Origin of the sequence: Bacillus sp. JJ1566 (assembly GCF_036962685.1) — a bacterium.
Classification (GTDB): domain Bacteria; phylum Bacillota; class Bacilli; order Bacillales; family Bacillaceae_L; genus Ferdinandcohnia.
Genome location: NZ_JBALOP010000046.1, coordinates 14430 through 34805, shown reverse-complemented (window position 1 = coordinate 34805; position 20376 = coordinate 14430). Strand labels below are relative to the sequence as shown.

Sequence of the window (20376 nt, the reverse complement as noted above, 5' to 3'; positions counted from 1 at the left end):
TTCAAGCATGAGCTTGAACGTTATATTGATTACTACAATCACATACGTTTAAAAGCAAAACTAAAAGGATTGAGTCCGGTACAATACCGAATTCAATCCTCAACAGCTGCTTAAGTAAATAATGTGTCTAACTTTTTGGGGTCACTTCATGTATGCAGACGCTATTTTTTAGCCACGTTCAATTACTTTTATCCCTTTATAAAACACTTTTTTAATCTTATCGACCTCGAAGAACTCAAGTCCTGGTATTCCCTCGGCGACAAGGAAATTTGCCTCAAGTCCAGTTTCCAGCCTACCAAACTGATTTTCTTTTCCTAGAATTCTAGCTGGGTTATGGGTAAGTAGGGCGAGTATTTGGTTTTCATCGAAAGTATTTTTTAATACGTTCATAACTGGTTCCGCAATAAGCATTAATGAATCAGGACCCTGTAAAGAACGATCCTGAAAAGGTAGCCATGGAACCCCAGGATAAGGTGGTAAATAAGCATCTGTCGAAATTGAAACAGGTATATTTCTCTGTACCAATTTTACAATTTCCTCCGGGGAATTCGGTGGTAAATGGGTTCCTCCCATTGGAGTGGCCACGATTTGAACTTCATTTTCTACCACTTTATCAATCTGTTCATCCGTTATCCCGTGAGCATGATGTAAGACATCAAACCCAGCATCAAGTGTCAGCCCGATTCCTTCTTCACCCGCAACATGGCAACCGATTTTTTTACCTGCATCATGATAAATTGAGACAATTTTTTTTAGCTGCTGGGCCGTATAGATGATTTCACCCGCCCTTGGTACAACGTCTTCTGTAAAATTAGCTGGGGTAGCATTAATAAAAATGTTTTCACCAGGGTAGTCGCTGTTTTTAGCGATTTTTTTTACAAGATTAGAAGATGATAGATCCTTTTGGGTAACAGGGGTTGAACCAGTGATTGATGTAAAATGCGCAAGCTCTTCAAAGCCAATCGAAATGCTAGTCGTTGCAAACGAAATATCCATTGGGAAATCAGCAACTGCATCACGGTAATCCTTTACCGAAAAATCACATAGTGGATGACCACAAATTTGCTCCCCTAATGCTGTAATTCCAGAAGATAATGCCTGAAAAAGAATTGCTTTTCCCGCTAAAAAGTGGGTCTCGGGGGTAACCGGATAAAGGGAGGTTGGAGCAAATTCAAGTAAGTGAGTGTGGCAATCAACAAGTCCTGGTGTAATGACTTGTTTTGAGCAGTCAATCACATCAATTTCAGGGAATTGATTTTTTAATACGTCCCAGAATCCGACCTCTTTAATCATCCCGTCTTGAACCAACATCGCCCCATTTTCAATCGTTCCTGTATTCGAAACCGTAACAAGCTTTTTACCACGAATGATATAATTCATCTGAGGTCACACCAAAAATGGAGTTAGCCAGTAGCCGAGTACACAGGCTGTAGCAATACGGATGATGAGCCCGATAACTGCCGCTCCTAGTGTTTCTCTTTCGGTAAGGTCTGAGGATTCTGCCCAAGTGACAGGCACCTGGCCAAATATGACGGATAGTGGTAACCCTGAATTCGCAAGAACGAATGAACCAACGATTAATCTTGGATCAATATTTGCGGCGAGGTCTGCAAGTTGCGCAACTGCTAGCGTTGGTGCAGCCAGGACTGAGACGATTCCTGTTGCAGGTTCGATACTTAGGAAGGTCAGGCTTGAAGACAGGCCAGCTTCGATGAAGCTCCAGACACCCGCAAATTTTAACGCCCCAATGAAGAAGAATACCGCCGCTACAGCTGGGATGATGATAAGGAAGAGAAGCTCTGCTCCTTCTTTAGCCGATGCAAAAATGGTGTGCAGAAAGCGTGTAGTTGGTGTAAAACGAGGCAATTCTGTGAGTTCTACCTTTTTAGTGTCACGGTACAATGTTCTAGAGAGCAGGAAAGGGACAATAACAATTGGCACAAAGATTGATAAAATCACCAACGGAAATGCATTAATTCCAAAAACAGAAAGAGCAATGAGTCCGAGTACGAAGGTCGCAAAAGATTGTGGGGATTGAATCATCGTAGCGACGGCGATTTTTTGTTCAGCCTTCGTCGCGTTTGCTTTGACTAAAATCGGTCCAGAGATTTTTCCAGCCGCATTAATATCGCCTAGGATATTATAAACACTTGGAATGATGACGGAAGGATTGATTTTGAACCACTTCATAATCGGGACAAAAAGTCGGATTAACCCATCCGTAAAACCTAATCGTTCTAAAATCCGTCCAACGATCACACTCACAATAATCGCAATCCCTATTTCACTCGTTAGGAAAATATCAACTACGACTGGTTTGACTTCTTGAATGATGGTGTCGAATAGCTGCGACATTGAGTTTGGAGCAAGTAATAGAAGGACCAATAATCCAAAAACTAAAATAACCCCAATAATTTCCCACATATGCCAACTGGACCTAGATTCTTTTGGCGTGGATTGTGAAGCTTTATTCTCCTCCATAAATAAACCTCCTGACATATCATTATCATAATCAGCCTATGCCCAGGGGAGGGAGATGTGCAAGTACGCATGATAAGGTCCATGTACCAATTTAATTTTTCTTATAACACGAAACCTGCACAATCGGAATAAAATTCAATACTTCAATGCAATCTATTTGGGATGATATTTATTTTTAATTAGTAAGGATGTGGGCTGTTGAAAGACAAAGAGATTGTAGTTGAAGAGCTAAATACATTATTAAGAGGAACATATATGGGGATTCGTGCTTTTGAACATCATATTCAAAATCTCCATGAGCCTGAATTAAAACAAACATTTCAATCGATTCAACAGGAGACCAAACAAAATGCGCAAAAGCTTGCAGAACGTATTCAAAATTTAAACGGTGTACCTGCGAACAGTGAAGGGGTTACTGGAACGATTCACGGTTTTATGCATAAAGCTATGCTTTCAGATCATCCAAATGAAATTTTAAAAGATGCGTTAAAAGGATTAGAGAAGTATGGTGTGGAATATTCAGAGGAGCTTGTTAAAGGTGACCTTGATCAGGAAAGTAAAAAGGTTGCGGAGGATGTGATTGATACAAGTCGTCGGCATGCCGATGAGATTAGACATTTATTAGAGCGAACTAATCAAAAAACAAACTAGTGTGTTTTTTTGAGTGAAAAAGACAGTCTACTCATAGACTGTCTTGGGACTAAAATGCTTTACTGCTTCACTTGTTTCAATTCATCCATACTATCTTGAACAAGGGTTACAGCTTGACTCATAGCTGCTCCTCCACCAAACGCCGCCGTTACACCGATGGCTTCGAGGATTTCTTCTTCGGAACAACCTTGATCTAAACAGCCTTTTGTGTGGTAGATAATACAATATTCATCCTGCGAATATAAACTAATGCCTAAAGCAATTAGTTGTTTTTGCTTTTGAGATAAGACTCCTTCTTTAAAGCATTCTTCAGTAAACGCATTATATAGTTCAGCTAGTTTTGGCATTTTTTTAGTGAACGTGCCTATGCCGGTTTTATAATCAAGAAGTGCAGCCTCCGTAGCATTCCTAGCTTCATATTCCATTAGTATGACACCTCATTTTTCTATTTAGCATTTTTTGCGTTAGGATCCATGCTATTAGCCCCGTAATCTGGTACATGGCTCGCATGTTCTTCATGGTATCTTGAGCCTGAGCCCACTTCGCTGTTTCGTTTATTGTTCTTATTTTGCTTTGCCATTTATTTCACCTCTGTCATTTTGTTTGGGACAAGGAACCTGTCCCCGTGTCCCAGGGATATAGTATCCACAGTATTGTTACCTTGATTTATGTGAAGTATTCTAGTTTTGCGTTTGGGAAGAATTTTTCCATGTACGCGTACAGGTGTTTTTTGATATCTTCTTCTTCATCCTTTTGATATATATACTTTCCAATTCCATATTTTCCCCATTTGTATCTTCTTTTTTCTTCATCCAATTCTAGTTTGGTCATTGGGTAGTTTTTCTCGATTACTCTTTTTGCTGGTTTTGTAAACCGGTGTTGTATGAATTCGAAGGTGAGGTCCTTTTTTGCTTCTTCAGGTAGCTCTGCTTCTAAACGTTCAAACATATGATAGTATCCTTCTTCCCATCCTTCATGAAGATAAATAGGAGCTACAATAAAACCAAGTGGATACCCAGCCCTCGCAACCTTACCTGCAGCTTCAATTCGTTTTTCTAAAGGAGATGTCCCAGGCTCAAAGTTTTTTACAATATAATCCGCATTCACACTAAAGCGAAATCTTGTTTTTCCATTATGCTCGGCGTCTAGCAAGTGATCGACATGATGAAATTTTGTCACAAATCGTAATTTCCCATGTTCTGATTTACCGAAGTGTTCAATCGCTCGTTTAAGCGTGTGTGTTAAATGGTCAATCCCTACAATATCTGAAGTACAGGATGCCTCAAACCTTGTGATTTCTGGGGCGCGTTCCTCCATATACTTATCTGCTGCTTCAAGAATTTCATCGACATTCACATATGTACGAATATATGGTTTCGATCCCATTGTTGTTTGTAAATAGCAATAATGACAATGACCCATGCACCCTGTGGCAAAAGGGATTGCGTACTCTGCTGACGGCTTAGAGGTATCAAATTTTAGCGTTTTTCTAATCCCGACTACAAGTGTTGATTTAGCGACTCGGTATTTTTGGAAATCATTATCACCTGGCAAATTTCTAACCTGGTTGTGTGAAGTGGTATACCGAATTTCAACATCCATTTTTTCAAATTTTTCGAGGAGCTGTTTTCCTAGCGGATAATCTAACGCTTGTGGTTCAAAATAAATGAGCTTTGGATTAAACGGCTTCATTCCATCGTCCCCTCAGTTACTTCGCCATAGTAATACTGATAGGCTTGGTTTGCTTCTTCCTCTGAGGAATAAACGGCGACCTCGTCTGAGAGTGGGTAATACGTTTCATAAAGAAACAGGGCTAACTCATTTGGATTCTCAGGGTGATTGACAACAGCTGCTGCTTGTATATTCGCTACATCCTGAGTATGGGGATTTCGATAAAATACATAGACAACATCTCCAGCCTGATACATTTGTTCCATGACATCACCTCTTTCATGTAAATAAAAAGCCTTAAACATCTTATTACTCATTTTTTCAATTCATCTTTGAAGTTATGTCTACTTGTTTATGGAAAATTGGGCTTCATGTATGTTTGATTCCTTTTTTGAAAATAATACCAATAGTAACTATGTTGATATGAGGTGAATAGTGTGATTACGTTAAATTCAGTAATTGATGGAAAAATGGCCAATTTTGGTGCCGTTCGAGATGTTTTTGATTCCCACGGATGTAGTTTTTGCAGCAATTTTGAATATGATCAAGGGAAGTTTGATGCCGTGTTAAATCGCGAAAATGGAGAAACAATCTATTTACGAGTTCCTTTTTTTGTCGTTGAAGGAATGCTCGATCACTCGAGTGCTCGCATTCAATTTGGAACGCCATATGTCATAAAGCATATCGTGAATTATGGGCTAGATTACGATCAAAACTCATTTGTAACTGCAACGACTGGGCTTGATCAATTCCAAACACCGTTGGATAAGGACGGAAATATATCCGATAAAAGCCGGTGGGAACAAGCTGGTGTTGAAGTAGTAGAACGGATTTACAACTCAATGCGTGACTTAGTATCCTAGATGGGGCGGAGGACTAACCGTGGTACAGGCAGTCCTCTGTCCCAATTTATTTTAAATAAAATGAGGAGCCGTTGATTATCTCCACGTCATCCCTCTTTTTGATTTCCTCGATTAGTTTAAATAGTGCTGCGTCTTTTTGCTTGGCTTCAATCATACAGTCTATTTGTGGAACACTCCCTTTTATTTCTTTTAAAAACGTAAAAAACATTTCAATATCTACATAGTCAGAATGATGACGAAAAGCTTCCATACTTTTTGGACTTGAAATATGCATTTTGATTGGGAGTGGGGAATGACTCCAAGTTTGCACCACTCGGTCCCAATTGTTTTCCAAATTGGGGTTTTGATGGTGGGCTAAGTGGTGGTGATAATCAAATACAAGTGGAATATTTAATTTTTCACAGAGATAAAGTGTATCTTCCAGGGTAAAGGATGTATCGTCATTTTCCAGCATAATCATTTTTTGAATTTTCGCCGGGACCTCCATCCAATTCGTAACGAAACGCTCGAGTGACATGTCGGTTTCTTTATAATTGCCCCCAACATGCATTACGCAGCGATGAGTTGGATCAATCCCCATTGCTTTTAATAAGAGATAGTGGAGCTTTAGGGTCCGAATTGAGTTTTTTAAGATTTCCACTTGAGGAGAATTGATCAGAACGAAGTGATCTGGATGAAAATCAATCCGAATTCTATGTTCCTTCGCAAAATCTCCAATTTCTCGTAGGCTCTCTTTTAATGATTGCATATAATTCCAATCGAGAAGCTCTTCATGATTGGCTAAAGGAATGAGGCGTGAGGTTAGACGGTAAAAATGAATCTCAGACGCCGCATTATGCTTTAATAGCCTTAAGGTATTGTGGAGATTTGTTAAAGCGATACGCTCCAATTTCCGAATTGCTGCATCTCGGTCTTCAACTTTTTGAAATTGAGCAAATGTCATTGTTTTTGAAGGAGAAGCATTCTTCAGTTCCGTGCTCATTGCCACGTATCCAAGCCGTACTATTGTCATCTGAGTTCACCTCATCATTTTTCACTCATTGAAATTTTGGGACAGTGGACCTGTCCCTTTGTCCCTACCACTCCACTGTTGAACTAGATATTCGTTTTACTCCCCTTATTGAAGCGATTTCCTCCACAAGTTTGTGCATAGCAAGATTCTTTTGTTTCGCTTCTATCATGATGTCAAAGTCCTGATTGAGGTCTTTTGCCAGCTTTAAAAAAGGCATGATAAAGTCTAAGGAGACAAAATCGGCATGTGAACGGAAGGCTTTTTCTGATTTTGGCGATGAAATATGTACTTTTGGTACTGTTGGTTTGTCGTTCCATGTTTGAAAAATGCGCTCTACATATAGGCTGAGATCGACTCCCTCGTTGTTGGCCATATGGTGATGATAATCAAGAATCATTGGAATGTTTTCCTTTTCACATGCAAGCAGTGTTTCCTCCACATTGTAGGTCTTATCATCATTTTCTAGTGTCATTTGTTTCTTAATCACGTTTGGTAGTCTTTTTAGATTTTGATGGAAGCGGGTTAATGATTTCTCTTTATCCCCGTAGGCGCCGCCAATATGTATATTTAGGATTCCCTTTTCAAGGGAATTCAGTGCTTTCAGCATTTTATAATGATATTCCATGTCGATTACCGCATTAGTCGTAACTTCATCCCTAGGGCTTGTGAAAAGGGTGAACTGATTAGGGTGAAAGCTAACCCTCATTTTATATTGATGAATGAGTTGACCAAGCTCGTCCCATTCCTTTTTGAAGGGAGTTATAAAGTCCCACATTACCTCAGGATGAGTGGCTAAGGGTACAAGTGAGCTTGAGAGCCGATAAAGCTCAATTTCATGAGCAATATTATAGTGAAGAATCCTTTTTGTATGAAGTAAATTCTGTGCGGTAACAAATTTTAGCTTTTCCAAACGTTCATCCTTAGGAAGAGCAGCATATCGTGTAAAAGTTAATGTTTTTGAAGGACTTGCATCCCACAAGCCTAAGGCATTAGCAACATAACCGAATCGAATTTTCATTTTTACCCTCTTTTGGGACAAAGGGACAGGTCCTGCGTCCCAGTTTTTTATATTGTTGTGGGACAATGAACCTGTCCCCCTGCCCCATAGTTTTGTTATATTTAATGTAAGGAGAATAACATGTTATTATACAGTTTTTTTAAGGGGAGATGATGGGGATCGATAGGTATATTCAGATTTTTGTAGTTCTAGCTCTGGTGGGGAGTTTGATTTTGAATTTTACGTTATTATCAAAAGTGAATCAGTTAGAGGAGCAGGTGGGATTTATTTCTGGTACTCAACAAGACATTTCTTATCGGATCGATAGTAAGGCAAGTGAGGTATACAGTGCATTAGAAGAATTTAAAAATGAACAAAGTTGGGTTAGTAGGATCACCATGCAGATTGATACCCAAGAATTAAATAACGGTGAAGCGGTATCCACTTTTAATTGGCAAGTGAAGGAGATTCAAAATACTTCAGAAGTTACATTTCATTATTCCTTTGGAGACAGTGAAGAATATACAACTATTCCTGCAAAAGAAATTCAGAAAGGGCTATTTCAAGTAAAAGTGCCATTCGAATTTAAAAAAGAACCTCAATGGCAAGTCGGCCAAATAACTTCTGATTCCTACCATAGTGAAGAGGTGTCAGAAAAAGAAGCAATCGATGGACTCCAAGATATGATTAATTTTTATGTAACAGTTTCTTATGATGACTTGGTGAAAAGCAGTGAAATCCAACAAGAATTTTTAGAAGAGTTGAGTTCAAGTTATTATGGTATCATCCAGACAGATGTTCATATTTTTAACTCAAAATTAGATATTAGCTTGATTAATTATTTAGTGGATGAAAAATCGAATTTCGTCAAGAAGGCATTCCTTCTAAAATATAAAGGAAATACGCTAATCGGGGAAGAAGAGCTTCAAGGGACTTCTCCGGAAACCATGGAACGCTTCTTCCATCTCAATCAGGTTGATAAATACGAAGATATAAAACTAGTAATGAAAGTCGTCTATAGCAACGGGGAAACTTTCGAAAAAGAAATCTATTAAGGAACCATGGGGACGGTTCTACTGTTCCTTTGGTCAGCACAAGAACCGTTCCTCATTGTACTGGGACAATGGACCAGTCCCTTTGCCCCCATTAAACAATAAATAAAACAATGATAGACAATGCAACCGAGGTTATAGTCATTGCAGCAAGCGGTCGCAATGCTTTTGTTCGCAGTTCTTTTAAATTAACATTCAACCCAAGTCCGACCATAGCTGCGGTCAAGAGCCAAGTTGTTAACGAAAAAATTCCTTCCATTACGGATTCAGGTACAGGAATAGAGTGGCCAAATACATAGGTTCCTAGAAAACTAAAAATGATAAAGCCTATTAAAAACCAAGGGAATTCAATCTTAGAGCCCACAGCATTTTTATTTTTGAATTTCATGAATCCGATTAATATAAAGCATAATGGAATTAATAAAAAAACACGACCTAATTTTGCTAACATCCCGATTGCGAGTGCGTTATCACCAGCAGGTGCTGTGGCTAGTGCTACATGTGCTACCTCGTGAAGGCTAGTTCCCGACCACACACCGTATTGAAGGGCGTCTAACGGTAAAAATGGGCGGAGAATAATATAAATGAGTGAAAATATAGTCCCCATTAAGGCAATGATCCCTACACTAATTGCTGTATCCTCATCCTTTGATTTTACAATTGGGGCAACGGCTGCAATCGCTGCAGCGCCACAAACGCCTGTTCCAACTCCTAATAATAAAGAAATATTTTTATCCGCTTTAAATAATTTTGCAAGTCCCATCGTTGTTAAAATGGCAAAAATGATAACACCAGCATCACGAAGTAAAAGCCAAATTCCGTCAACAAGGACAATTGCAAGGTTCAATTTTAATCCATATAAAATAATCGCAGCCCGCAGTAAACGTTTAGAGGAGAAAGTAATTCCGCTTTTTAACGTTTCAGGATAACCAAGAATTTGTCTGTATACAACTGCGATGATGATTGCGCATGCTAATTGCCCGACATGATTAAATCCGGGCACCAATGCCAGTAGGTATCCAAGAAAAGCGATAAAAAATGTAAAGGTAATCCCTAGTCTCCATGCTGCTTTAGTGGATAATATACTTTGTGTGTTCAATTTTTCTAATTCCATTCAAATTCACCTCTTATTTTAACTATATAAAGAATATCTATATAAGAAAAATAATTATATGTAATTGTCATGATAAGTAAAATGTTATAATGAACAGAGGAGGATTCGAAAGATGGACCAACAATTACAGGTTTTTATTTCAGTAGTCGAAAACAAAAACTTTTCTCGAGCAGCAGAAGAATTACATATGACACAGCCCGCCGTTAGTCAATATATCCGTACGTTTGAAGAAAATCTAGGGGTTAGACTTCTTGACAGAACCAATAAATATGTACGGGTAACGAAGGCTGGTGAAATTGTCTACCACCACGCGAAGCAAATTGTCGGTTTGTATACGAAAATGGGAAGCTTGCTAGATGACTTAACAAATCAAGTTAGAGGCCCGCTCTCTATAGGGGCAAGCTATACATTTGGTGAATATGTACTGCCACATTTACTTGCAAAGATGAAAAAACAATACCCGAACATCCAGCCCACGGTGGCGATTGGAAATACCGAAAAAGTAGCAGAGTTAGTGAGAAGTCATCAAATAGATATAGGAATTATTGAGGGGCAGCTTAAAAAGGAAAAACATATAGAAACCCAAGATTTTGCCGAAGACCATATGGTAATCATTGCATCATTCAACCATCCATTTGTTTGTAGAAATAGAGAAGTAACCACAACAAACCTAGAAGTTGAGACATGGATATTGCGTGAAGAAGGTTCTGGTACTAGGGAAGCAGGAGAAAATGTTTTTAAACAACTACATATCGCTCCGAAAAACATCATAACCTTTGGTAGTACACAGGCAATAAAAGAAGCCGTTGAGGCAGGTCTAGGAATTAGCATATTATCTCAACTCACTGTTCAAAAAGAATTAAAACATGAAAACCTAAAAATTGTGGAATTTCCAGGACTACCTTACATAAGACAATTCTCATTCATAACAAACTCCCCATTTCAAACCAAAGCCCTCCAAGAATTTATTACACTTCTAGGGAACCAGAGGGACGGTTCTACGGGTTCCTTTGGGGACTTCTAAAAATTGGAACACGGAAAAAGGATGAGGGATTTGCGCCAAATTACAGATAGAACCACTCAAGGGGTGGAAAAATGTGACCATTTGGGACCACAAGAACCGTCCCCGTGGTCCCGGAAAGGAGTAGACAGTTATGCCATTAGAGATTGTTCGGAATGATATTACACAAATGAAGGTTGATGTGATTGTGAATGCGGCGAACACTGAATTAAAGAGGGGTGGCGGTGTGTGCGGAGCCATTTTTCAGGCTGCAGGTGCGGAAGAACTCCAGGCGGCGTGTGATGAAATAGGTAGCTGCGCGGTTGGACATGCAGTCATTACCGATGCTTTTAAGTTACCGTCAAAATACATCATTCATACTCCCGGCCCGATGTGGCAGGGTGGCTCAAAGAATGAAGCTAAACTTTTACAATCCTCTTACTATCATTCTTTAGAGCTAGCAAAGATTTATAAATGCGAGTCGATTGCCTTTCCGCTCATTTCAACTGGAATCTATGGTTATCCAAAAGAGGAAGCCCTACAAATCGCGGTTTCAACGATTAGTTCTTTTTTAATGGAACACGAAATGCTTGTCTATCTTGTTGTTTTTGACAAAGCTTCCTTTGGTGTGAGCAAGAAACTATTTACCTCGATTCACCAATATATTGACGAACACTATGTAGATGAATTCGAAACAACATTTAGTCGTGTTAGAAACATAGAACTTTATCATGCTGAACCTATACAAGACATGCAGGAAGAACTGTACGAAATCGAAGAAAGCCACAAAGTCAGAGACAATTTAGTCGATCTAGTAAACCAATTAGATGAGTCATTTTCTGACAGACTCCTTCGGTTAATTGATGAAAGAGAAATGACCGATGTAGAGACGTACAAAAGAGCAAATATTGATCGCCGTCTGTTTTCAAAGATTCGTAATGAGGAAGGCTACACACCTAAAAAGAAAACAGCAATCGCCTTTGCAATTGCATTGCAATTAAATGTAGATGAAACCATCCATTTGTTGTCTGCGGCTGGATACACATTGAGCCATAGCAGCAAATTTGATGTCATCATTGAATTTTTTATCAATAAAGCGAATTACAATATTCATGAAATTAATGAAGCCTTATTTATGTTTGACCAGCCGTTATTAGGAGCATAAAAATGTCGCTTTTGAAGCGACCAAAGCTCTATTAAATCTTGTTATCCTAACCTTGTAAAGAAAAAATTGAACGGAGGATAACAAAGTGAAAACAGAATTAGTGTTTATTTTAGATAAAAGTGGCTCCATGGCTGGGCTTGAGGCCGACACAATTGGCGGATATAATTCAATGCTAAAGAAACAAAAGAAGGCAGAAGGGGAAGCTTATGTCACCACCGTTTTATTCAATCACCATTATGAACTTCTGCATGATCGAATTAACGTAAAGGGGATTTCACCAATTACTGAAGAAGATTACGAGGTTTGCGGGACAACAGCATTATTAGACGCGATTGGCTTTACGATTCAAAAAATAAACAATGTCCAAAAGCATACTAGCAAAGATGAAAGAGCTGAAAAAGTCCTTTTCGTAATCACAACAGACGGAATGGAAAATGCGAGCCGTGAATTTACATCAGAAAAAATTAAAAAAATGGTGCAGCACCAGAAAGAAAAATACGGTTGGGAATTCATGTTTTTAGGCGCAAATATTGATGCTGTTTCAACCGCTGCGGAATTTGGAATAGACGAGGACTTCGCGGTTGATTACCATGCTGACGAGCAAGGAACACAATTAAACTATCAAATGGTTAGTGAGGCTGTCATCAATATGAGAAGCGGTAAGAAAATTGACCGAAACTGGAAGAAAGAAATCGAACGCGATTATAATCAAAGGAAGTAGGACTAATTTAGGAGGATTTCATGGAAATAGTAAAAGCCACAGATAAAGAAATAAAGACAATTGCGGGACTTGCATTGCTATTATGGCCGAATAATATTGAAAGTGAACTAACACTGGAGTTTTCTGAATTAATTCATGACAAACATGCGGTATTCTTCTTAGCAAAAGAAGGAATTTATGCAATCGGCTTTGCCCAATGTCAGCTGCGCATGGACTATGTTGAGGGGACGGAGAGCAGTCCTGTAGGATATCTTGAAGGAATTTTTGTTAAAGAAGAATATAGAAGAAAAGGTGTGGCTAAACAGCTTTTATCAGCATGTGAAAAATGGGCAAAGACTAAAGGCTGCAGTGAATTTGCAAGCGACGTTGAACTTGAAAATGGGGAAAGCTTAAGTTTTCATCTGAAAAATGGGTTTCAAGAAGCAAATCGCATTATATGTTTAACAAAAAAACTCTAAAAAAAGACGCCTGTCCTCCGTTGACTTAAATCGGGGAACAGGCGCAACATACTAAATTTTTTGTTTCCAAAGTGCCATTGGATCTTCTTGTCCATCTACTAACTTCATTTGTGTCATCTCGAGAGTTCGATCCTCTCGCTTCTTTTTTAATTCGTCATAAATAAAGGTTGATTTTCCAAGTCCTGCGGCCACAGCATCCTCAACGGACTGGCAATAATACACCTTTTCAATTCCTGCAAAATACATGGCTGTCAGACACATTGAGCAAGGCTCGCCACTTGCATACATCGTATAGCCCGATAATTCATTCGTTTGGAATTTTTCCTGTGCTCTTCGAATTGCAAGTAATTCGGCATGTCCGCTCACATCATGCTTTTTATGTAATTCATTTACACCTTCAGAAACAATCTCGTTGTCTTTTACGAGGACAGCACCAAAAGGTTGGCCGCCTTCGTTTACATTATTTAATGCTAATTCAACTGCTTTTTTCATGAATTGATCCATTCTCAGCTCTCCCTAGTCCTTTTCTTTCTATTGTAGTTAATCATGAATTATTTACAAGGACTTTGATTTTTCGATCTGCATACCTTACAAACAGATATCCGAGGAAAAAGGTGAAAAAACTAAGTACAGAATCAAGCACCGTATGTTCAGCTTTTACTATGCCACTATATTTCAGTACGATATCATAAACGATATAACAAATAACGACAAACACAAACCAACCTTTCCTTGCATGAACAATACTTAAATAGGCAAGTACAAGTGCAAAACTAAGACCAGTAATCGTAGTTATCGCAGAACTACCACGATGTAAATGCTCAATCCACTCCACGTGGTAGGTTCTCATTTTTAAAACGGCATGTAGGAGAAAATGTAAAGGTATAAAGATTCCATAAAAAGATAAAAGTAACGTTCCAAAATGAATCCATTTCCTTTTTACATGAATCCACCATAATCTAGCTATAGGAAAATAAATAAATAAACCAATAACCGTATACCAGGGGTTCCACCAATAGGTTTTAAAAATCCCCCATTTTGAAAAAATGAGCTCAATCAGAGTAAAAAATAATGCCAATGGGATGCTCCAGTACCACCTACACCTCATAACAACAAAAAGGGCTGCAAATGAAGGTAGTGCAAGTCCGTTCACCATTGCACCTAAATGTGAATCTAATTCATCATGTAATAAGTCAATTTTATAAACATAAGCCTTACCCCAAAGATAAACGAAATAATCGAATAAAAGAGTGACTCCTGCAACGGTAAAATAAAGGATAAAAATCCGAAATGATTTGGATTTCCAAAAAGCAATACCTAAAATGACTAGTCCTATAAGAAATAGAATTAGATAAGCGCATACTCCAAGCACTAAAAGAATACCTCCGGTTTGTTTATAGGTATTTTTACCCAATTTCATTATTCCAATTCTTATATAAAGCAAAAGACATCATATAACGCTGTATTCTATGCTAAGATTGGAAATGGATACAACATACTAAAAAGTAAAAACTAGGTAATTGATTGAGGGGGAAGTTATGAAAACCTGGATTATTATTTTTGTAATTTTAATAGGTGCCTCAATTGGGCTTATGTTTGGTGTTTATAAAATGTTCGACGGAAGTGATGCCGAAAAAGCTGCCTCTACATCGAATCAAGCATCTAATAAAGTAGATGAGTTCAAGGAGCAGACTAAGAAAATTGGTGGAGTCACTTATGATCTCAATTTAAGTGAAACACCCGAAGAGAGCGAAGTTATTTCTGTAATGCATCATATGACCCATCAAAAGGTCAAAGCCGACAAAAAGTGGGGCGCAAAACCAATGATTCCCGATACTATCAATAAAATGATTGATGTCGTTTCAAAAAGTGATTTTAATAGAAAAGAAGAGCTTTTGGCCATTTTGGAGCGTTGGAAAAATGGAGATTTCAGTTTGGTAGATGTGGATCATAATTATTTTTGGGATTATCAAAACGGAACAATTGGAAAAGCGTATGGCGTAATGAGCGAAGCAGAGGAAAAAAGATTTATACTAAATAACTTTGGCGAAGAATTTTTGCCGGATTAAAGGTTAGTTCAATGTGAACTAGTCTTTTATTATTTAAAACAGTCCTAAATTCCCTGTCTTTTCCATACAAAAACGTTCTTTTGAACCAGTGAAGATAGCAGATGCTTCCATTATAATAAAGAAGCGAAATATTCAAATAATAGAAGGAGGTGAACCTCTTAATCTGCAAAATGTTTCTTTCTGCCAATTGTCCTTGAACGATATCTACCCCCTAATGAAGTAATGATTATTGAACTTGATTCCATCCATTATCTACATATTAGAAATGAGGGATGATTTTGAAGTCAATTTCAAAGGTAGTAACAGTTTTCCTTGTTGGAGTCATGTTTTATTCACTCTTAGCAATTGGAGTGTTCGCTGCTCCAGAGCAGGGTGTATCCTCAAATAATAATCTACGCGTATTAATTCAACCACTTAATAAAAATGAACAATCAACATTAAAATCTACTTATGGTGCTCGATGGGATTTTCAATCCAAGGGCTTCACAACTACTGTAAATGAACAACAATACAATGCTCTATTGAAAAATAAAAATGTAAAAATATCACTTGTTGGTACAGTGTCGATTGCAGCCAAACCAAAAGCAGGAGGTGAAGTAGTTCCTTCTGACCGAACACCATGGGGAATTGAAGCAATCTATAATGATCCGCTAATCGCCGCAACAGATGGCGGGGACAATATTAGAGTAGCAGTCTTGGATACTGGTACAAATATCAATCATCCTGATTTACAAGCTAATGTGGAGCAATGCAAGGATTTTAGTCAAAATAGATCTCCATTAATTAATGGTTCATGTTCCGATAAAAACGGTCATGGAACACATGTAGCTGGGACAGTATTAGCCAATGGCGGCAATGGAAATGGAATTTATGGAGTGGCACCTAATGCGTTGCTTTGGGCATATCGTGTATTAGGAAACAGTGGTTTTGGCTATTCCGATGATATTGCTGGAGCCATTCGCCATGCAGCAGATGAAGGTAAGAAAAACGGAGTGAAAGTCGTAATCTCAATGTCTTTAGGTTCAAGCTCAAAGGATTCCTTGATTGCCGATGCTGTAACATATGCCGTTAACAACGGAGCTCTAGTAGTTGCAGCTGCAGGAAATGAAGGCCCAGCTCCGAATACGATTGGGTTCCCAGGAGGACTTCATGATGCGATTGCCGTAGCTGCCCTTGAAAATGTGCTGCAGAATGGTTCATACCGCATAGCCGATTTTTCTTCTAGAGGAAATCCAACAACTGCTGGTGATTATGTGATTGGGGAAAGAGATGTGGAATTATCAGCACCGGGTCGTGCAATTGAATCGACTTGGAGTGATGGTACGTATAATACAATTAGTGGTACATCAATGGCGACACCACATATTTCAGGTTTAGCAGCAAAAATTTGGGCAGAAAACCCGAGTATGACAAATCACCAGCTACGAGCTGAACTCCAAAATCGCGCAAAAAGTAATGATATTAAAGCTGGCCAATATGCTGGAACTGGTGATGACATCGCTTCTGGATTTGGCTTTCCGCTAGTGAAGTAAAAAAATACGGCTAAAATGGTTAAACCCGTTTTAGCCGTTTTCTATTAGTTATCTACTTCCCCGATTTTATCAAGAAGGGAAATTGTATTGACAAGATGGTTATTAAAAATTTGCTTTGCAACGGAAAGAAGCTCAACAATCATTGGGTCTCTGAGAGAGTAAATGACACGATTGCCATCCTTTGTTCCATATACAATATTTTTTGCTCGTAGTACAGTTAGTTGCTGGGACACGGCTGACCCTTCGCTGCCAATAAGGGTTTGAATTTCATTCACATTTTTATCACCCTCAACTAAAAGCTCAAGAATCCGAATTCGCAATGGATGTGCGAGAGCTTTGAAAAAGTCAGCCTTAAATTGCTGCATTTCTAAATCCACTACCTTACCTCACTTTCTACATTAACTTAGGGAAACACTTCTTTTATTCACTACTGTTTCTTCGACTCCGGATAGAGCCTGACATTCTTTGAATGCAAAATGTCTACAGCCTAAACATTTATTATGATTAATCTGCGTAAGTGCAAAATCAATGGCATCACCCGTGTGCTCAAAAAAGTTTTCTTCCCCGATGAGCTCATACAAACCGGTCTTTTGAAGAACACTTTTAGGCTGTGGTTTAACCCCTGAAATTAAAACAATCCCATGCTTTGAAAAATCCCTTACAATACTTGCTAACCCAGCTTCCCCAGTAGTATCCATAAAAGGAACCCTGCTTAAACGTAAGAGAAGGACTTTCGGTTTGTAATTAATGGATCTCATAATTTGTTGTTCAAAAGCCTGTGCAGCACCGAAAAATAAAGGTCCTTCCACATTATAAATACTAATTTGTGGACAATCATGAGAATCTGTCACAATCCGAGTATCCATTTTTTTATGCTTTGTTTCCGGGTTCGGTAACGCTTTTTCTGTCACTATTATATCACTCATTCGCTTCGTAAAAAGAACAACTGCTAAAATGAGTCCAACTTGTACCGCAACAGTTAAATTCATTAAGACAGTAAGTAAAAAGGTAACCATTAACACAAGCGAGTCCCCAGTTTTTGTTTTTAATACATGATAAAAAACACGACGCTCACTCATGTTCCAGGCAACAAGCATGATTATAGGTGCCATACTTGCCAACGGAATTTTTGAAGCATATGGAGCGAATAACAGTAAGACAAGCAGAACAACAACACCATGGATGACACCGGAAAAAGGTGAAACAGCTCCTGTTTTAATATTGGTTGCTGTTCTTGCAATCGCTCCTGTTGCCGGTATTCCACCAAACAAAGGAGTAACCATATTTGCAAGGCCTTGACCGACCAATTCTCTGTTGCTATTGTGCTTACTGTTTGTCATTCCATCTGCGACAACGGCAGAAAGAAGTGACTCAATTGCTCCTAACATCGCAATCACAAACGCTGGTTGAATTAGGTGTTTAATGTGGTCAAACGTTATATCAGGAAATTGAAAGCTTGGTAGTTTACTAGGAATATCACCAAATGTTGAACCAATTGTCGCCACCTGTGTTGGATAAAAAATAGTCGCAATTCCTGTTGAAATAAGTAATGCAATTAATGAACCAGGTACCTTTGGAAAGAACTTAGGTGTCAGTAGTAGTACCGCAAAACAAATGACAGCAGTTAAAATACTATAAATATTGATATCACGAATATGTAGGACAATTTCCCTCATATTATCCAAAAATAATTCATGCTTCTCAATCCGATCGAGACCAAGAAAATTGGGTAATTGACCAACAAAAATAATGATTGCGATACCCGATGTAAATCCGATTGTAACCGGACGTGGGATAAATTTGATTAAAGAGCCCAGTTTGAAAATCCCCATCAAGAACAGAATGATACCCGCCATAAAGCCCGCAATTAATAGATTTTCAAAACCATAGGTTGCAACAATCCCAAATAGAATCGGAATAAAGGCACCTGTTGGTCCCCCGATTTGGTATTTAGAGCCCCCAAAGAGTGAAATAAGAATACCCGCGATGATGGTCGTGTAGATCCCATATTCAGGTTTGACGCCTGAAGCAATCGCGAACGCCATTCCTAGAGGAATCGCAATAATCCCAACAACGACGCCAGAAATAAGATCCTTTTGAAAAGATTGAATCGAATACCCTTTAAATCGCCCTGAAAAAGCCCATTTTTGTAGCATTTTTATCCTTCCTTCTGAATAATAGAATATCTGATTATTTGAATATACATATATAGAATTTACTCCTATTAATATATAAAGTCAAAGAAATTGCATAAAAAAGTAAACAGGACTCCCAGGAAAAAGCAGGGAGCCCTCAAAAATTTATTATTATTTTAATAAAGATAATAGTTGTGTTATCTATGTATATAGTGCGAAAATATTCTTTGAACTACTATTGCAATATAATTTTTGGGTGTTTATAATAACTCAAGTAGTCAATGAAATTAAATACTTCGACAAAAAGTTACAAAAACATCTTGCAAAGCTTTTACAAACTTGTTATAATGTTCACATAATTCCTTTTCAAGTTAATAAAAATTTAACAATGCGGGTGTAGTTTAATGGTAAAACCTCAGCCACGAGCAAAGCTTCAATGAATTTGCATCGAGTTGCATCGACGGATTCACATCTTGAGTAAGCTGGCAGAGGAAGAGGCATGTAAGGCCCATAATCGTATTGCATTCTTAATAAACTTAATATTCTATGTGCGGGTGTAGTTTAATGGTAAAACCTCAGCCTTCCAAGCTGATGTCGTGAGTTCGATTCTCATCACCCGCTCCATACATACATAACGCAGTGTTTCGTTTCCTAGTTAAACGAAGTGTTGCGTTTTTTCCTTTTTTATCAAGCTTCTTACTCAACTACAAACGACTGTACGGATCCACCATGTACCTGAGTAAACATTGCACCAAGTGACGTAATCAATTTCTCACAACTTTCACTTAGCATAGAAGGCTTCAGATACACAATTTGAATCGCATTTTTAGTTTCAACAGTCACGGCTGTTCTTTCGGAATCCACGTATGGGCTTCCAAACGCACCTGTATCATCACCAGATAAAATTTTATCCTTCATCGAAATGATTCTACCGTTTATCCCCATGTACTCATCTTCTGGTTGACCCAATCGAATCTCAATATCTCCGTTGATTTTATCGGCGTCATAGATCCCAACCGGAATCTCATATTGAATCGAAAAGAAATTATTAAGATCAGCAGCGGAATGAATCGAATTCAAAAAGTTTTGCTTTTGAACTCGACGATAGATGGCTTCAATAGATGGGCGATAGCGATTGGGGTCAGTCCCGACCTTTTTAAAAATTTCTCTCCACTCGGCTATCCCATCAACATCTGATACAGGCTTGTCCTCTAAATCAAAAAAGAGCGATTCCTGAAAGGTCTGTAGTCGACCACGAATCATTTGTGGAGAATCGCCAACTTCGATATGATCGTATTGAATAATCCCCACTTTGAAATCGGGGACAAGTTCCTTTAATTGTGACGAAATTCGAATTTCCATCATTTATCCCTCCAAAAATTATTGTAAATAGTGTACCATAAATCCTAGTGATTCTATATATAGGGCGGCTTATAAATTTGAAGGAAGGAGGTT

At 38.4% G+C, this 20376-nt stretch carries 24 protein-coding genes and 1 tRNA gene; 11 read left to right on the top strand and 14 right to left on the bottom strand.

All coding sequences use genetic code 11. The features are described from left to right. A partial coding sequence (locus V7112_RS17720; protein WP_335422267.1) for an IS3 family transposase occupies positions 1–114 on the top strand: 114 nt, incomplete at its 5' end. Between the two features lie 54 nt (positions 115–168). On the opposite strand, the gene V7112_RS17715 is transcribed toward V7112_RS17720, so the two are convergent. Further along, a complete protein-coding gene (locus V7112_RS17715) occupies positions 169–1380 on the bottom strand; it encodes an amidohydrolase family protein (protein WP_335422262.1) in 1212 nt (403 codons plus the stop codon). A gap of 6 nt (positions 1381–1386) precedes the next feature. Then, the gene (locus V7112_RS17710; protein ID WP_335422260.1) at positions 1387–2481 is read right to left on the bottom strand and encodes a hypothetical protein; all 1095 of its coding nucleotides are present in this window, start codon (positions 2479–2481) and stop codon (positions 1387–1389) included. Between the two features lie 198 nt (positions 2482–2679). On the opposite strand from V7112_RS17710, the gene V7112_RS17705 reads away from it, so the two are divergent. Next, a complete protein-coding gene (locus tag V7112_RS17705) occupies positions 2680–3132 on the top strand; it encodes a DUF2383 domain-containing protein (RefSeq protein ID WP_335422258.1) in 453 nt (150 codons plus the stop codon). Between the two features lie 59 nt (positions 3133–3191). Here the strand turns inward: V7112_RS17705 and V7112_RS17700 are convergent, their stop codons facing one another. From V7112_RS17700 to V7112_RS17685, 4 genes are all read right to left on the bottom strand, one after another. Then, a complete protein-coding gene (locus V7112_RS17700; protein ID WP_335422256.1) occupies positions 3192–3557 on the bottom strand; it encodes a carboxymuconolactone decarboxylase family protein in 366 nt (121 codons plus the stop codon). Positions 3558–3577: 20 nt separating this feature from the next. Then, complete coding sequence (locus V7112_RS17695) at positions 3578–3712, bottom strand: hypothetical protein (RefSeq protein ID WP_335422254.1); 135 nt, start codon at positions 3710–3712, stop codon at positions 3578–3580. A gap of 86 nt (positions 3713–3798) precedes the next feature. Continuing rightward, the gene (gene splB / locus V7112_RS17690; protein WP_335422252.1) at positions 3799–4824 is read right to left on the bottom strand and encodes a spore photoproduct lyase; all 1026 of its coding nucleotides are present in this window, start codon (positions 4822–4824) and stop codon (positions 3799–3801) included. After that, on the bottom strand, positions 4821–5069 hold the full coding sequence (locus V7112_RS17685) for a transcriptional regulator SplA domain-containing protein (protein WP_335422250.1): 249 nt from the start codon (positions 5067–5069) through the stop codon (positions 4821–4823). Before V7112_RS17685 ends, splB begins: the two co-directional genes overlap by 4 nt. A gap of 171 nt (positions 5070–5240) precedes the next feature. Here V7112_RS17685 and V7112_RS17680 point away from each other — a divergent pair, with 171 nt between their 5' ends. Beyond that, the gene (locus V7112_RS17680; RefSeq protein ID WP_335422248.1) at positions 5241–5666 is read left to right on the top strand and encodes a YugN family protein; all 426 of its coding nucleotides are present in this window, start codon (positions 5241–5243) and stop codon (positions 5664–5666) included. Positions 5667–5712: 46 nt separating this feature from the next. Here V7112_RS17680 and uvsE (V7112_RS17675) read toward each other — a convergent pair whose 3' ends face one another. Both uvsE (V7112_RS17675) and uvsE (V7112_RS17670) read right to left on the bottom strand, forming a co-directional pair. Then, entirely contained in the window at positions 5713–6678 is a 966-nt protein-coding gene (gene uvsE, locus V7112_RS17675) for a UV DNA damage repair endonuclease UvsE (RefSeq protein WP_335422246.1), read from the bottom strand. A 64-nt stretch (positions 6679–6742) separates the two neighbouring features. Next, positions 6743–7696: a UV DNA damage repair endonuclease UvsE gene (gene uvsE / locus V7112_RS17670; protein WP_335422244.1), complete on the bottom strand. Its 954-nt coding sequence runs from the start codon at positions 7694–7696 to the stop codon at positions 6743–6745. A gap of 212 nt (positions 7697–7908) precedes the next feature. On the opposite strand from uvsE (V7112_RS17670), the gene V7112_RS17665 reads away from it, so the two are divergent. Beyond that, positions 7909–8730, top strand: coding sequence for a hypothetical protein (locus tag V7112_RS17665; RefSeq protein ID WP_335422242.1), 822 nt, complete (start codon positions 7909–7911; stop codon positions 8728–8730). A gap of 91 nt (positions 8731–8821) precedes the next feature. Here V7112_RS17665 and V7112_RS17660 read toward each other — a convergent pair whose 3' ends face one another. Continuing rightward, positions 8822–9841, bottom strand: coding sequence for a YeiH family protein (locus V7112_RS17660; RefSeq protein ID WP_335422239.1), 1020 nt, complete (start codon positions 9839–9841; stop codon positions 8822–8824). Positions 9842–9953: 112 nt separating this feature from the next. Between V7112_RS17660 and V7112_RS17655 the strand changes: the two genes are divergently transcribed. The 4 genes from V7112_RS17655 to aac(6') all read left to right on the top strand — a co-directional run bounded on the left by V7112_RS17655 (position 9954) and on the right by aac(6') (position 13185). After that, complete coding sequence (locus V7112_RS17655) at positions 9954–10865, top strand: LysR family transcriptional regulator (RefSeq protein WP_335422237.1); 912 nt, start codon at positions 9954–9956, stop codon at positions 10863–10865. A 130-nt stretch (positions 10866–10995) separates the two neighbouring features. Next, positions 10996–12006, top strand: coding sequence for a macro domain-containing protein (locus V7112_RS17650; protein ID WP_335422235.1), 1011 nt, complete (start codon positions 10996–10998; stop codon positions 12004–12006). Positions 12007–12091: 85 nt separating this feature from the next. After that, positions 12092–12727 carry a vWA domain-containing protein gene (locus tag V7112_RS17645; RefSeq protein ID WP_335422233.1) on the top strand — a complete coding sequence of 212 codons (636 nt, stop codon included), beginning with the start codon at positions 12092–12094 and terminating at the stop codon, positions 12725–12727. A gap of 20 nt (positions 12728–12747) precedes the next feature. After that, positions 12748–13185, top strand: a complete 438-nt coding sequence (gene aac(6') / locus V7112_RS17640) for an aminoglycoside 6'-N-acetyltransferase (RefSeq protein WP_335422231.1) — start codon at positions 12748–12750, stop codon at positions 13183–13185. A 51-nt stretch (positions 13186–13236) separates the two neighbouring features. On the opposite strand, the gene V7112_RS17635 is transcribed toward aac(6'), so the two are convergent. Together V7112_RS17635 and V7112_RS17630 are read right to left on the bottom strand one after the other, a co-directional pair. Beyond that, entirely contained in the window at positions 13237–13689 is a 453-nt protein-coding gene (locus tag V7112_RS17635) for a nucleoside deaminase (RefSeq protein WP_335422229.1), read from the bottom strand. Between the two features lie 40 nt (positions 13690–13729). After that, positions 13730–14557: a hypothetical protein gene (locus V7112_RS17630; RefSeq protein WP_335422227.1), complete on the bottom strand. Its 828-nt coding sequence runs from the start codon at positions 14555–14557 to the stop codon at positions 13730–13732. Between the two features lie 166 nt (positions 14558–14723). Between V7112_RS17630 and V7112_RS17625 the strand changes: the two genes are divergently transcribed. Both V7112_RS17625 and V7112_RS17620 read left to right on the top strand, forming a co-directional pair. Further along, positions 14724–15254, top strand: a complete 531-nt coding sequence (locus V7112_RS17625; protein ID WP_335422225.1) for a PRK06770 family protein — start codon at positions 14724–14726, stop codon at positions 15252–15254. Between the two features lie 278 nt (positions 15255–15532). Beyond that, entirely contained in the window at positions 15533–16786 is a 1254-nt protein-coding gene (locus V7112_RS17620) for a S8 family peptidase (RefSeq protein ID WP_335422223.1), read from the top strand. Positions 16787–16830: 44 nt separating this feature from the next. Here the strand turns inward: V7112_RS17620 and V7112_RS17615 are convergent, their stop codons facing one another. Beyond that, on the bottom strand, positions 16831–17163 hold the full coding sequence (locus V7112_RS17615; protein ID WP_335422221.1) for an ArsR/SmtB family transcription factor: 333 nt from the start codon (positions 17161–17163) through the stop codon (positions 16831–16833). A gap of 21 nt (positions 17164–17184) precedes the next feature. Next, the gene (locus V7112_RS17610; protein ID WP_335422219.1) at positions 17185–18942 is read right to left on the bottom strand and encodes a SulP family inorganic anion transporter; all 1758 of its coding nucleotides are present in this window, start codon (positions 18940–18942) and stop codon (positions 17185–17187) included. A 529-nt stretch (positions 18943–19471) separates the two neighbouring features. On the opposite strand from V7112_RS17610, the gene V7112_RS17605 reads away from it, so the two are divergent. Beyond that, positions 19472–19545 (top strand) — tRNA-Gly (locus V7112_RS17605). Positions 19546–19617: 72 nt separating this feature from the next. On the opposite strand, the gene V7112_RS17600 is transcribed toward V7112_RS17605, so the two are convergent. Further along, positions 19618–20283 carry a B3/B4 domain-containing protein gene (locus tag V7112_RS17600; RefSeq protein WP_335422217.1) on the bottom strand — a complete coding sequence of 222 codons (666 nt, stop codon included), beginning with the start codon at positions 20281–20283 and terminating at the stop codon, positions 19618–19620. Between the last annotated feature and the right edge of the window lie 93 nt (positions 20284–20376).